We start from the raw sequence: 12,507 nt of genomic DNA, 5'->3' as shown, positions 1-12,507 counted from the left end.
CCGACGCGCCGGGGTCATCCCCTTCATCCTACATAGGCCAAGGCCCCATACCCCACCACCCGCTCCTCGCCTCCCCCGGCCTCGGCGCTGGTGGCGTAGGCGAGGAGCCGGGGTTCCCACCCAAGGGCCCGGGCCAAGGCGGTGAGGGTGGCCCAGGGGAGCCGGCCGCAGGCCTCCCCTTGGGCCACCCCCTCGGCGTCCAAGGCCAGGGCCCGCCTTAGGGTCTTGGCGTCCAGCTCCCGGGCCACGGAGTCGGGGTGGTAGTGGGAGAGGTCGCTGGAGGCCACCACCAGGTCCTTTTGGCCCAGTTCGCCTAGTAGGGCCTCCGCCACCTCCCCGGGGTCCACCTCCCCGAAGAGGAGGGGGAGGATGGGGGTCTGGGGAAGGGCCACCTGGAGGAAGGGGAGGAGGACCTCGAGGCTATGCTCCTCCAGGAAGGGCTCCCGGTAGGCGCGAAAGGGCGCTCCCCGGCCGAGGAGCCTCCTTCCCCCCTCCAGGTCCACCGCCACCTCCCCCAAGGGGGTGCGCCAGGCCCGGTAGGGGAAGAAGGCCACCCCGGAGAAGGGCACGAAGTGGCTCGGCCCCAGGAGGAAAACCCGCCTTGCCCTTCCCCGCCAGGCGGAGAGGGCTCGGAAGGCCTCGGCCATCACCTTGCCCGCGTAGCGGTAGCCCGCGTGAGGGGAGAGAACCCCCCGGGCCTGGGGCTTGGGGGGCGTCTGGGCCCCCCGTAGGAGGCCTTCCACCAAGCTGAGGAGGGCTTCCCCCCTTTCCGGGTAAAAGAGCCCGGCCACGGCGGGGGGCCTCACCAGGTCCATACGCCGGGGATGCGCTGGCCGCACCCGGGGCAGACCCCGGGGGTCTCCCACAGGGCCTCCACCCGAAAGCCCCGCCGGCGCAAGAGGAGCCTGCCGCAGTCCGGGCAGTAGGTGGAGCTCCTTTCCTCGTCCAGGACGTTGCCCACGTACACGAACCTCAGGCCCTCCTCCTTGGCGATGGCGTGGGCCCGGACCAGGGTGGCGTGCCGGGTGGGCCTCAGGTGGAGCATCCGGTAGTCGGGGTGGGCGGCGGTGAGGTGCCAGGGGATGTCCGGGGAGAGGCCCTTGAGGAAGCGGGCCATGGCCCGGACCTCCTCGTCCGAGTCGTTGTAGCCCTCCAGGAGAAGCGTGGTGACCTCCACCCAGACCCCGCTCGCCAAGAGGTGCTCCAGGCTCTCCAGCACGGGCTTGAGCCGGGCCCCGCAGACCTCCCGGTAGAACCTCTCGGTGAAGCCCTTCAGGTCCACGTTGGCCGCGTCCAGGTGGGGCCTTATGTAGTCCCAGGCCTCTTTGGTTTCAAAGCCGCTCGTCACGAAGACGTTCTTCATCCCCCGCGCCTTGGCCAGGCGGGCGGTGTCGTGGGCGTACTCTATCCAGACGGCGGGCTCGTTGTAGGTGTAGGCGAGAAGCCTCACGCCCAAGGCCTCGGCCTCCGCCACGAGGCGCTTTGGGGGCCAGTCCTCGCCGATGGGGCGGTCCAGGTGCCCTTCTGGAGAGACCCGGAACTCCCGGAACTGGGAGATCGGCCAGTTCTGGCAGAAGGCGCAGAAGAGGTTGCACCCCACGGTGCCCACGGAGAGGATGCCCTCCCCGGGGTGGAAGTGGTAGAGGGGCTTCTTCTCCACCGGGTCCAGGTGGAGGGCGGCGGCCTTGCCGTAGGTGACCAGGTAGAGCCTCCCCCCCAGGTTCCGGCGCACCCCGCACTTGCCCGAGCCCCCTTCGGGGATGGCGCAGTAGTGGGCGCAGGCCCGGCACTGCACGTACCCTTTGGGCAGGGGCCGGACCAGGTCGGCCTCCCTTAGGGTAGCGGTAAGCGTCATTCCTTCGTGTGCTACTTGATCTGGACCCCCGGGGTGTGAAAAAAGAGGGGGTGCCATGCGGCAAGATCGTGAGCACCCCCTTTACCATCTTGACGCAGAGACCCTTCTCGTGGCTATCTACGTCTGGGTAGATGACGAACTGAAAGCCCTGCAGGCCCAAGGATTCAAGCTCCCCCCAAAGCAAAAGCACCAGAAGGCCACCCTGGCCGAGCTCTTGACCCTCGCCATCTTCGTCCTGTTGCAAGGCCAGGACCTCGCCAAAGGCTACCTGGCCGCCAAGACCACCCTCAAGGCCTACTTCCCCTCCCTCCCCCACCTCTCCCGCTTCTACCGGGTCCTTCAGAAGGCTCAGGGGTTGTTGGCTCACCTGGCCATAAGGCTCTCCGGAGGGCAAGGTCTTCTGCAGGTGGTGGACCTCAAACCCATCCCCCTGGCCCACGGCCACCGGATTCACGGCTTGGACCTTCCTGAGGCCGCTGTGGGGGTGGGCCCCCTGGGGGCTTTCGCGGGCTACGTTCTCATGCCGGTGATGAACGAGCGCGGCCTCTTTTTTCGTTGGGCTATCCTCCCCGGGAATGCCCGGGAGACCTGGGGGAGGGACCTGCTGGACGGTCTGCCCGCGGTCTTGGGGGACCGGGGCTTTCGCTGGGTCCAGGGGGTCAAGACGCCACCCTATCGGGTCAGGGGAGGAACGGTGGTGGAGACGGGATGGAAAGAGTGGATGGGGAGGGTACGGAACTGGATTGAGACGCGGTTTAGCGTGATGGTGCGGTCTTTGGGGCTTCATCGGATAGAAGCGCGGTCCTACTGGGGGCTGGTGGCCCGGGTGAATCTCATCCTGCTCGTTCACAACCTCATACGTAGCCGGGTGCTTCTCAGGATGGCCGGGGTGGAGCTATGAGGTAGCACACGAAGGCATTTCATAGGGCCCGTTTTCATCTTAAGTGGCTGCACGTTGATCTCGCAACACGGGTTGCCCGAAATAAGTCTTGGAAAGGTCCTTTTGGGGCCCCCACCGCGGCGAAAGCCGCGGTGGGGTACTTAGACGGGGCCCTCGTGGGGGTGGCCGGAGGGGCGCGTAGACTGGAAGCGTGGCCGCTTTTCCCCCCGAACGCGAGGAGGACTTCGCCCCCCTTTTGCCCGAGGAGGTGGCGCGCCGCGGCCTGGCCTACGCCAGGGAGGGCCGGGTGAGGCGGGTCTTCCGGGTGGGGGAGAGGCTTTTGGGGGAGGTCCAGGGCTCGGAGCCCACGCCCTACCGGGTGGAGGTGGGGCCGGGGCTTGTGGGGCGTTGCACCTGCCCCTACCCCTTCTTTCCCTGCAAGCACGCCGCCGCCCTCCTCTACGCCTACCTGGAGAGGCGGCCCGAGGACCTTTGGCCCCGCCTGAAGGCCCTCTCTCCCGAGGAGGCCAAGGGGCTTCTCCTGCGGCTTTCTGCCCTCCCCGAGGTGGCCTTCCTCCTCAAAGAGGCCCTTTTCCCCGAGGAGGCCTTTGCCGAGGGGGTGCGGCGCCTCAGGCAGGCCTTCCGCCTGGGCGGGGGAGAGGAGGAGGCCAAGGCGCTTCTCCTTAGGCTTTCCCAGGCGGGGAAGGAGGAGGTGGCGGCCCTTTTGCGGGCCCTCCTCGAGGCCCCCTTTGACCCCGGGCCCTACCTCGGGCCCGTCCTCCGCCGCCACCTGGAGCTTGGGGGGGACCTCCCCTTCCTCCTCGGGCTTTACCTCCGCCACCCCTTTGAGGCCCTGGGGGAGGCCTTCTTGGAGCTCGCCCTGAAGGCGCCGGAAAAGGCCCTGGCCCTCCTTGCGGGGAGGGAGCCTCTAAAGCGCGCCCTTAAGGCGGAGCTCCTCTTCCGCCTGGGGCGGGAGGAGGAGGCTTTGGGGGTCTTGCGGGAGGGGCTTGAGGGGGTGGAGGACTACCTGGCCTTCGTGGAGCGCCTCCTCGCCCTGGGGAGGCGGGAGGAGGCCCTCCGGTACGCCGAGGAGGCCGTGGCTTGGTTCGGCAAGGACCCGAGGCTCCTTCCCCTCCTGGACCTCCTCGTGGCCCACCGGGGGCTTCCCGAGGACCACCTGGCCCGCTTCCGCTTGAGGCCTAGCCTCGAGGACTACCTGGCCCTCAAGGTCAAGCTGGGCCGGGCCTTCGCCGAGGAGAGGCCCCGCCTCCTCCGGCAGGTGCAAGACCCCGCCCTCCTCGCCCAAATCCACCTCCTGGAGGAGGACTGGAAGGCCTTGGACCGCCTCCTCAAGCGGGCTTCCCCGGAGGCCTACCCCGCCCTCGCCGCGGTCCTGGAGGAAAGGCTTCCCGAGGAGGCGGCCCGGCTTTACCTGGAGGCGGCCAAGGCCCGGGTGGAGGCGGGGGGGCGGGCGGCCTACCGGGAGGCGGCGGGGCTTCTTGGGCGGCTTGCCCGCCTGGACCCCAGGAGGGCCCGGGAGGCCGCTTGGAGCCTGGTTCGGGCCTATCCCCGGCGGTGGGCCCTGCGGGAGGAGCTCGCCCCCCTCTTGGGGAGCCCTCATGAACCTCACCCATAATGAGCCCGTGGAGCGCTTTCCCTGGGTGGAGGTTTTCCGGGGGCTCGCCATCCTCGAGGTGGTCCTGCACCACGTGACGGGCCGCTTCCTGCGGGAGCTCTCCCCGGGGAGCCCGGAGTGGCTCCTCCTGGCGGGGGTGAACCGCACCCTGCACTTCGCGGTGCCCGCCTTCCTCTTCATGACCGCCCTGGTCCTGGGGGCCTCCTTCCACCGGGAGTTCCGCCTGGGCCGCTACCTGAAAAGCCGCGCCTTGCGCCTTCTTTGGCCCTACCTCCTCTGGAGCGGGATCTACCTTCTTTTCCGCTACTGGGACACGGGGGTCTTCCAGCCCGAGCGCCTGCTCCACCAGCTCCTCTTCGGCAAGGCCTACTTCCACCTCTACTTTTTGGTGGTGGCCCTGGAGCTCGCCCTCCTCCTCCCCCTCTTCCGCCCCATCCTCCTCAGGCGGCCCCACGGGGTCTGGTTCCTCCTTCTCGGGGCGGGGGGGACGCTGGCCCTCTACTTCCTGAACCGGGCCTACCGCTTCCTGCCCTACCCGGGGAGCTTCGTCCTATGGTACCTCCCGGCCATCGCCCTCGGGCTTTACCTGGCAAGCCGCCTCGAGGCCCTCCCCCGCCTCCTGCGGTACTGGCCACTGGGGCTTCTGGCCGCGGGCCTTGGGCTTTGGGGCTACCTGCCCCTGGCCCTGGACGTCCTGCAACGGGTTCCCGTGAACACCTTCCACTACCAGGCCTTCCACTGGATTTTCACCACGGGGATGGCCTTCCTGCTCCTGGCCCTGGCCCACGCCCTGGCTCGCACCCCCCTGCGGGGCCCCTTGGCCTTCTTGGGCCGCTACTCCCTGCAGATCTACCTGGTGCACCCCATGGTGATGCGCCTTCTGGAAAAGTACCCGGGCTTCCCCGAGCCTTTGGGGCTGAAGCCTGCCTTCGCCGTCTACCTGGCCCTGGCCCTCCTTCTCCCCCTCCTCCTCGCCCGCCTCCTGGCCCGCGCCCGGGTCTCGCCGGTGGTGTTCGGCCGCTGATGGGAAGGGCTTGGCTTTTCCTCCTCCTTCCCCTCCTGGTCTTGGGGGCGGAGGAGGGGCCCGCCCCCTTGGAGAGGGTGCCCGGGGGGGTCTTCTACCGCCGGGAAGGGGTGCGGCTTTTCGCGGAGGCGTGCTTCCCCTCAGGCCCCCCCATGGGCGCCCTCCTTCTCGTGCCGGGGGGGTTCGGCCCCCCCACGGAGACCCTGCGGGCGCGGTGCCGCCTGTGGGCAGAAAGGGGTTTCCTGGCCCTCGTGCCCCACCTCCGGGGCCGGGGAAAGAGCGGCGGGCGCATCACGGGGTGCCTGGAGGAGGCGGAGGACCTGGCCCTCCTGGCCCGGCTCCTTCCCCGCCTGGGGGTGGGGCGCCACGCCTACGCGGGCTACTCCCTGGGGGCCTGCGTGGCCCTGAAGGCCGCCGCCCTGGAGGGGGGGGCCCAGGGGGTGGCCTTCGTCATCGGGCCCGTGGACTTCGCCGAACAGGTGGCCCTCCTCCGCCGCACCCGCCCCGAGGCCCTCACGCGGTGGCGCGAGATCTTCGGTGCGCTACCCGAGGAGTGCCCGGCCTGCTACGCCCGGCAGAGCCCCCTGCCCCACGCGGCCAGGCTCCAGGCCCCCCTTCTGGTCCTGCAGGGGGGAAACGACCCCCTCATTCCCCCCACCCAGGCCTGCCGCTTGCGGGACGTCCGGGAGGGGATGGGGCGGCGGGTCCACCAGGTGGCCCTTACCCGGGAGGGAACGCCCTGGACCCTCCCCCTCACCAAGGGGCGGGCCTGCCTCCGCCCCACGGGCTTTGGCCCCCCGGGGGAGGACCACCTTGTCCTCTTCCCCGACCTCCACCACGCGGTAATACCGGCCATGGAGGCCCTGCTGGAGCGGTTTCTTTTGGCCTGGTTCCGCCCTTGACAAGCGGGGGGCTTTGCCGCATAGTAGGGGGTGCGGCCATACCTTGGAGGGTTGGCCGAGCGGTTGAAGGCGGCGGTCTTGAAAACCGCTGTGGGCCTTGGGCCCACCGGGGGTTCGAATCCCTCACCCTCCGCCAAAGGCTTGGAGAGGTGGCCGAGTGGTCTAAGGCGGCACCCTGCTAAGGTGTTGCACCGGGATAACCGGTGCCGCGGGTTCGAATCCCGCCCTCTCCGCCAAAGGGCCCGGGGGACGCCCCGGGCCTTTCCTTTTGTACCCTTGGGAGGATGGAGCTTCCCCTTCCTCCCCTCCTTCCCTGCCGGGTGCTCCGGCGGGTGAACCGCTTCCTGGTGGAGGCGGACGTGGGGCCCCTTCACCTCGCCAACACGGGCCGCCTGAGGGAGCTCCTCCTCCCCGGAACCCGGGGCCACTACCACCCGAGGCCCACGGCCAAGACCCGGGGGCGGCTTTACCTGGTGGAGCAGGAAGGCGTCCTCGTGGGGGTGGACGCCACCCTGGCGGGGCCCCTTCTGGAAAGGCTCCTTCGCGCCGGGCGCTACGGTCCCCTGGAGGCCTTGCGGCGGGAGGTGGGGCTACGGGGGGAAAGGCTGGACTTCTGGGCCCGGGTGGGGGGAAAGGAGGCCTTCTTTGAGGCCAAGAACGCGAACCGGCTGGAGGGGGCCCTCGCCCTCTTCCCCGACGCCCCCACCTCGAGGGGGGCCCGCCACCTCCGCCTCCTCGCCGCCTTGGCCCGGGAGGGGTACGGGGCCTTCGCCGTCTGGCTCGTCCAGCACCCCCTGGCCGAGGCCTTCGCCCTGGACCCCGCGGACCGGGCCCTCCTCGAGGCCGCCCAGGAGGCCCGGGAGGCCGGGGTGGTCCTGGAGGCCTATAGGGTCCGGCCGAGCCTGAAGGCCCTCCGCCTCGAGGCCCCCCTCCCCTGGGTCTGGCGCTAAGGACCCCACCGCGGCTTTCGCCGCGGTGGGGGCCCCAAAAGGAGCTTCCCAGCGCGGGCGCTTAGCCCCCGATCAGGATCTGGAAGGCCACCATGAGGGCCACGGAGAGGGTAAGGACCGTGGCCACCCCTTCGGCCTCGGCCTCCTTCAGGGCGTCGGGGAGGAGCTCGGCCACGGCCATCCAGATCATGGCCCCGGCGGCGAGGCCAAGCCCCACCGGCAGGAAGGGTTGGAAGGCCTCCACGAAGAGGTAGGCGGGCACGGCCATGAGGGGCTGGGGCAGGCTGGAGAAGACGCTCCACAAGGCGGCCCCGAGCGCGCTCACCCCCCGGGGGACGAGGACGAGGCTGATGGCGAGTCCCTCGGGGATGTTGTGCACGGCGATGGCCAGGGTGATGAAGACCCCCAGGGCCTCTCCCCCCCCGAAGGCCACCCCCACCCCTACCCCTTCGGCGAAGGAGTGGAGGGTCATGATGCCCACCATCATCAGGGCCTTGCGGGCGTCCAGGCCCTTGAGGTCGCCGAGGTTCACCTCCCGGCCCTCGAGGTAGCGGTGGGCGAGGAGGATGAAGAGGAGGCCGAGGCCCACGCCCACCAGGGTCCGCCCCAGGCTGTAGTTCACCCCCTCGTAGATGAGGCCGAAACTCGCCGCCACCATGAGCCCGGCGGCGGCGGCGTTGGCCAGGCCGAGGTGCCGCCGCGTGATCCCGCGGGTGAAGAGGAAGGGGAGGGCGCCGAGGCCTGTGGCGACGGCGGTGAGGAGGGCGTAGAGGAACACCGTCCAAGGAGAGATGGGCAGGCCTTCCATACCGGGCCTATTTTATTGCAATTAGTTATCACTTGCAATAAGCCAGTCGCGCACCGCCCGGGCCACCGCCTCCCGGTCCCGGTCCAAGAGGAGGTCGTGGCCGCTTTCCGGGAAGACGAGGTAGTCCTTCCTCGGGCTTCCCAGGAGGGCGAAGTACCGGTCCACCCCCTTTACCACCCGGTCTTTCCCCGCCGCCACCACCAGGGCCCGGGCCTTCACCCGGGGGAGGACTTCCGGGGTCTTGCGCATGAGGGCGAGGAGCTCCAGGACAGCCCGGGTGGGGAAGTAGGGGTAGTTGGGGTTGTGCTTCCTGAGCTCCGGGTCCTCTATGGAGGGTGGGCCGGGAAAGCGGGGGATGAGCCGGTGGAGGTAGGGCGCCAAGGGCGCCAAGGGGTTTTTCAGGGCGAAGGCGGGGGCCAGGGCCACGAGGGCCTTTGTGGGGTGGCGGGCGGCGAGGTGGGCGGCGAGAAGCCCCCCCATGGAAAGCCCCACCACCCCCCGGGGCTCGGGAAGCTCCAGGTAGGCCTCTTCCGCCGCCAGGAGCCAGTCCTCAAAGCGCACCTTTAGGAGGTCCTCGGGCCGCGTGCCGTGGCCCGGCAGGGCGGGCTGGCGCACCTGGAACCCTGCCTCCTTGAGCCTTTCTGGCAGGGGGCCGAGGGTGAGGACGGGGTGGGAGGTGAAGCCGTGGAGGAGGAGAAGGTGCATGCCTAAGCATACCCCGTCTGGACGGGAGGGTGTGCCCGTGGTAAAACGTGGGGCGAATGCTTTCGGGGGACCTGGCCGAGTTTCCGTTTCCCTCCCTGGTGGGGGCGCTGATGAGCGCGGGGCGCACGGGGAGGCTGCGCCTGCACCCTCCTTTTTTGGAGGCCGAGGTCTACCTTCGGGGCGGGCAGGTGGTCCACGCCAAGGCCCAGTCGGGGGAAAGGGTCTTGGAAGGGGAGGAGGCCCTAGACCTCTTGGTAGGGCTTAGGCGGGCCCCCTTTGTCTTTGAGCCCGAGGCCCTTCCGCCCCACACCACCCTGCTTGGGGGCCTCGAGGTCCCGGCCCGGCTCGCCCAGGCCCAAGCCGCCTGGGAGAAGGTCAAGCTGCCCGCCAACTGGGGCCTCCGCCTCCGCCTGCCCCGGGAGGGGAGCGCGGTGGAGCTTCCCTCAGAGGCCCTGGGACTCCTCGCCCGGGTAGAGGGGAAGCGGATCGCCGAGGTCCTCCTCGCCCCCGGGGTGTTGCGGCAGGCCCGGGTCCTCAGCACCCTCCTGGAGGTGGGGGCCCTGGAGGCCTACCCCGAGGTGGACCTTCCCCCCGAGCCCCTCGTGGTCCTCCCCATCTACGGGCCGGGCTCGGGGGTGGCCTACGTGGACGAGGCCCTCTACGCCCGGTGGGCCCGGGCCATCCGCCGAGGGTTTAGGGTGCGGCTTCTGCCCCCGGGGGCGGTCCTCGAGGTCCGTCCCCGGCCGAACCTCCAAGGGAGGGTGAGGCTTATGGAGGAGGACCTAAAGCGCCTGCGCCTCCGCCGGGGGGACAAGGTGGAGGCCGTGCCGGAGGTGTAGCCCATGGACATCCTGGCCTGGAACGAAACCCTGAACCGCATCGTTTTCGGCTTTCCCATGAAGCTGGTCTACCTCCTGGTGGGGGCCTACCTGGTGATCTTCCAGATCCGCTGGTTCAGCGCCCCCTTCAGGATGGCGCGGGTGGCCTTCAGCGAGACCCTTGGGGCGATCCGGGAGCGGGCCTACGGCTTCGGCGGCCAGATCACCCCCTACCAGGCCACCATGGTGGCCCTCTCCGCCACCCTGGGCACGGGCCACCTCCTCGGCATGCTGGCGGCGGTGCTCGTGGGGGGGCCGGGGGCGGTGTTCTGGATGTGGGTGGGCTACTTCTTCGGCACCGGCACGAAGTTCGCCGAGGCCACCCTGGCGGTCCACTACCGCCGCCGCTTCGCCGACGGCTCCGTTTCCGGCGGGCCCATGTACTACCTCTTTCGGGGCCTCCCCAGGCTACGCTTCCTGGGCCACCTCTTCGCCTTCTTCGCCGCGGTGGCCGCTTTCGGCATCGGCAACCTCTTCCAGGCGGGGGCGGTGGGGGGGGCCCTGGTTCCCTTGGGGGCGCCGCCCGCCCTGGTGGGCCTCTTCCTGGCCCTCCTGGTGGGGGTGGTCCTGGGCGGGGGGATCGTGCGGGTGGCCCGCTTCGCCCAGGTGGTGGTGCCCCTGAAGCTCCTCCTCTTCCTGGCGGCGGTGGGGCCCCTCCTCGTCCTCTACGCCGGGCGGATCCCCGAGGCCCTGGCCCTGGTCTTCCAGGCCGCCTTCAGCCCGGAGGCCGCTTTGGGGGGGGCTGCGGGCTACAGCCTCTTCGCCGCCATCAACGCGGGGCTTGGCCGGGGCATCTTCGCCAATGAAGCGGGGCTGGGTTCGGCGGCCATCGCCCACGCCCAGGCCCAGGTGGACCACCCCGTGCGCCAGGGGTTCTGGGGGGTCACGGAGATGCTCGTGAGCTTCCTGGTGACCTCCCTCACCGCCCTCACCTTCGTCGCCTCCGGGCTTTGGCAAAGGGGGGGAAGCGCCGCCGAGGCGGCCCAGGCCCTCTTCCAGGCCCACCCCTTGGGGGGCGTGGTCCTCGCCCTCACCGTGGCGGTCTTCGCCCTGGGGACCATGGTCTCCTGGGGGTTTTACGGGGAGGAGGCCGCGGCCTTCCTCCTCGGGGAGGGCGTCCGCTGGCCCTACCGCCTCGCCTTCGCCACCTTGGCCTTCGTGGGGCCTCTGGGGGGCCTCGAGGCCTTTTTGGCCGTTTCCGACACCCTAAACGGCCTCATGGCCCTTCCCAACCTCCTAGGCCTGGTCCTTCTGGGCGGGGTGGTGGGACGCCTGGTCTACGGCTTCTTCCGCGGGGAGCCCTGGGTGCCGCCCCGCTAAAGGGCCCCACGGGATGCCCGAACGAGGGCGGGGTTTTGGAGGCCCCCACCGCGGCGAAAGCCCCGGTGGGGGAAGTCGTTACCTATCCCTGGCCTGAAAACATAGTGGCCGCCATGCTTAGCGGCCTGCAAGCTGCCTGGTGCTGGTCTGGGTGGGGCGCGGGGCTGGGTGGCGGGGCTTTGCCCTGGTCTCCACCCTGGCGGGGGGTGTGCAGGAGGTGCTGGAGGCGTGGTTTTGCCGTTGGAAGGCGGAGGTGGTGCATAGGCTCTACAAGCAGAACCTGGGGCAGGGAAGGAGCCAGGCGCGTTCGTTTGCGGCGCAGCTCATGCATGCGGAGCTGGTGGTACGGGCCTTTCACGCGATGAGGGAGGTGCGGCTGGCCTTTCCGGGGATGGCGTGGCGCCACGCCCAGAGGGTAGCTGGGGAGAGGCTACTGACCGAGATAAAAGCCGCCTCGCCCCCAAGGAGGAGGCTCGGGAAGGGGGGTGAGAGGTAGGGTGAAAACTCCTGATAACACCACCCCATGCTGGCTTACGCCGGCATGGGGCCCCGGCGGGCGTTCTTCCCTGGGGGAGGCTAGCGGAAAAGGGCCTTCACCGCCTTTTCCAGCTCCTCCCCGGCCCTCCGGTCCAAGGTGAGCTTGACCTTCAGGGCCACCCTAAGGGCTTCTTCTTCCAGGCGCTCCCGGGTTTCGCACCCCTGGAGCTGCCTAAGGAAGGGCTCCGCCCGGGGGCCAAGCCGGGCCTTGAGGAGCTCCGAAAGCTTAGCGCAAAGCTCCTTGGGGCTTTCCACGGGGAGGATGAGGCCCCGCTTGAGAAGGCCCGCCAGAATCCGGTAGGCTTCCTCCCCCAGGCCGCTTTCCCGCACCACCTCCTCCTCCGTGCGCCGCCCGTCGCAGAGGACGTAGACCCGCCACTCCTCCGGGGTGGGTTTCCACTCGCTCTCGGGAGGGGAGGGGTTGCGGCGGAAGACCATGGCTACAAGGAGGCCAGGATGGCGTCCACCAGGCGGAGCACCAGGTGGACGAAGACCGCTCCCAGAAAGAGAATCAGGGAGAGGAGGAGAAGGAGGAGGCTACTGGGCTCGCTCCAGGTGAGGAGCAGGACCCCCAGGTAGGCGAGGGCGAAGAAGGCGATGAGGAAGAGCATCTGCCCGCTCCTTTCCCCGATGACCCCGCCGGGGGCGGCCCGCTTGAGCCGAAGGCCATAGAGGACGTTGTAGACCATGACCAGAAGGCCGAGGCCGAAGAGGACCTTTTCCATGTCCCCATTCTAGTCCGCCCATTCCCGAATAGGTATGAGTTCACCCCCCTCAACGACCTTGCGCACGGGCCGGTAGCCGCGGTCAAACCAGATCTCCAGCACCGCCCGGTCCAGGCTCTTTGGGGCCACGATCTCCTTGCGCACGTAGTAGCCCCCTTCCGTGGGGGAGATCTCCATGCTCTTGGAGAGCCTGAGCTCCACCACTTCCCCGCTTTTCGTGCGCACCCGCACCCGGAAGGCCAGGGGGCCTTCCGGCTTCACGTGGGGGTCCTTGCGGAAGAACATCG

15 protein-coding genes and 2 tRNA genes are annotated in these 12,507 nt (G+C 69.6%); 10 read left to right on the top strand and 7 right to left on the bottom strand.

All coding sequences use genetic code 11. The features are described from left to right. Positions 1-23 precede the first annotated feature (23 nt). Together amrB and amrS are read right to left on the bottom strand one after the other, a co-directional pair. Positions 24-815: an AmmeMemoRadiSam system protein B gene (amrB, locus tag TthTMY_RS10290; protein WP_172844644.1), complete on the bottom strand. Its 792-nt coding sequence runs from the start codon at positions 813-815 to the stop codon at positions 24-26. After that, on the bottom strand, positions 803-1,855 hold the full coding sequence (gene amrS, locus TthTMY_RS10285) for an AmmeMemoRadiSam system radical SAM enzyme (protein WP_096411193.1): 1,053 nt from the start codon (positions 1,853-1,855) through the stop codon (positions 803-805). The genes amrB and amrS overlap by 13 nt, the downstream gene beginning before the upstream one ends. A 55-nt stretch (positions 1,856-1,910) precedes the next feature. Here amrS and TthTMY_RS10280 point away from each other — a divergent pair, with 55 nt between their 5' ends. The 7 genes from TthTMY_RS10280 to TthTMY_RS10250 all read left to right on the top strand — a co-directional run bounded on the left by TthTMY_RS10280 (position 1,911) and on the right by TthTMY_RS10250 (position 7,247). Continuing rightward, positions 1,911-2,756 (top strand): transposase, encoded by an 846-nt coding sequence (locus TthTMY_RS10280; RefSeq protein WP_096410485.1) that lies wholly within the window; start codon positions 1,911-1,913, stop codon positions 2,754-2,756. 190 nt (positions 2,757-2,946) lie between these two features. Beyond that, positions 2,947-4,371: an SWIM zinc finger family protein gene (locus TthTMY_RS10275; RefSeq protein WP_223903251.1), complete on the top strand. Its 1,425-nt coding sequence runs from the start codon at positions 2,947-2,949 to the stop codon at positions 4,369-4,371. A 7-nt stretch (positions 4,372-4,378) separates the two neighbouring features. Next, on the top strand, positions 4,379-5,395 hold the full coding sequence (locus tag TthTMY_RS10270; RefSeq protein WP_223903250.1) for an acyltransferase: 1,017 nt from the start codon (positions 4,379-4,381) through the stop codon (positions 5,393-5,395). Further along, positions 5,395-6,297 (top strand): alpha/beta hydrolase family protein, encoded by a 903-nt coding sequence (locus tag TthTMY_RS10265; protein ID WP_223903249.1) that lies wholly within the window; start codon positions 5,395-5,397, stop codon positions 6,295-6,297. Before TthTMY_RS10270 ends, TthTMY_RS10265 begins: the two co-directional genes overlap by 1 nt. Before the next feature lie 45 nt (positions 6,298-6,342). After that, a tRNA-Ser gene (locus tag TthTMY_RS10260) sits at positions 6,343-6,433 on the top strand. Positions 6,434-6,440: 7 nt separating this feature from the next. Then, positions 6,441-6,533, top strand: a tRNA-Ser gene (locus tag TthTMY_RS10255). 48 nt (positions 6,534-6,581) lie between these two features. Then, positions 6,582-7,247, top strand: a complete 666-nt coding sequence (locus TthTMY_RS10250; RefSeq protein WP_223903248.1) for a DNA/RNA nuclease SfsA — start codon at positions 6,582-6,584, stop codon at positions 7,245-7,247. Positions 7,248-7,308: 61 nt separating this feature from the next. Here TthTMY_RS10250 and TthTMY_RS10245 read toward each other — a convergent pair whose 3' ends face one another. Beyond that, entirely contained in the window at positions 7,309-8,055 is a 747-nt protein-coding gene (locus TthTMY_RS10245) for a ZIP family metal transporter (protein WP_223903247.1), read from the bottom strand. A 21-nt stretch (positions 8,056-8,076) separates the two neighbouring features. Beyond that, positions 8,077-8,760 (bottom strand): alpha/beta hydrolase, encoded by a 684-nt coding sequence (locus tag TthTMY_RS10240; protein ID WP_096411191.1) that lies wholly within the window; start codon positions 8,758-8,760, stop codon positions 8,077-8,079. A 56-nt stretch (positions 8,761-8,816) separates the two neighbouring features. On the opposite strand from TthTMY_RS10240, the gene TthTMY_RS10235 reads away from it, so the two are divergent. The 3 genes from TthTMY_RS10235 (at position 8,817) to TthTMY_RS10225 (ending at position 11,454) form a co-directional block, all read left to right on the top strand. Next, positions 8,817-9,599 carry a DUF4388 domain-containing protein gene (locus TthTMY_RS10235; RefSeq protein ID WP_223903246.1) on the top strand — a complete coding sequence of 261 codons (783 nt, stop codon included), beginning with the start codon at positions 8,817-8,819 and terminating at the stop codon, positions 9,597-9,599. A gap of 3 nt (positions 9,600-9,602) precedes the next feature. Beyond that, positions 9,603-10,958 carry an alanine/glycine:cation symporter family protein gene (locus tag TthTMY_RS10230; RefSeq protein WP_223903245.1) on the top strand — a complete coding sequence of 452 codons (1,356 nt, stop codon included), beginning with the start codon at positions 9,603-9,605 and terminating at the stop codon, positions 10,956-10,958. Positions 10,959-11,166: 208 nt separating this feature from the next. Then, on the top strand, positions 11,167-11,454 hold the full coding sequence (locus tag TthTMY_RS10225) for a hypothetical protein (RefSeq protein WP_157745796.1): 288 nt from the start codon (positions 11,167-11,169) through the stop codon (positions 11,452-11,454). An 80-nt stretch (positions 11,455-11,534) separates the two neighbouring features. Here the strand turns inward: TthTMY_RS10225 and TthTMY_RS10220 are convergent, their stop codons facing one another. From TthTMY_RS10220 to TthTMY_RS10210, 3 genes are read right to left on the bottom strand one after another with little or no spacing between them, the layout of a single operon-like run. Continuing rightward, entirely contained in the window at positions 11,535-11,933 is a 399-nt protein-coding gene (locus TthTMY_RS10220; RefSeq protein WP_096411189.1) for a hypothetical protein, read from the bottom strand. 2 nt (positions 11,934-11,935) lie between these two features. Beyond that, a complete protein-coding gene (locus TthTMY_RS10215; protein ID WP_096411188.1) occupies positions 11,936-12,220 on the bottom strand; it encodes a hypothetical protein in 285 nt (94 codons plus the stop codon). A 9-nt stretch (positions 12,221-12,229) separates the two neighbouring features. Beyond that, a complete protein-coding gene (locus TthTMY_RS10210; protein WP_096411187.1) occupies positions 12,230-12,505 on the bottom strand; it encodes a hypothetical protein in 276 nt (91 codons plus the stop codon). Positions 12,506-12,507 lie beyond the last annotated feature (2 nt).

Source organism: Thermus thermophilus (assembly GCF_019974155.1).
GTDB classification, from domain to species: domain Bacteria; phylum Deinococcota; class Deinococci; order Deinococcales; family Thermaceae; genus Thermus; species Thermus thermophilus_C.
This window is presented reverse-complemented; position numbering and strand designations above follow the sequence as displayed.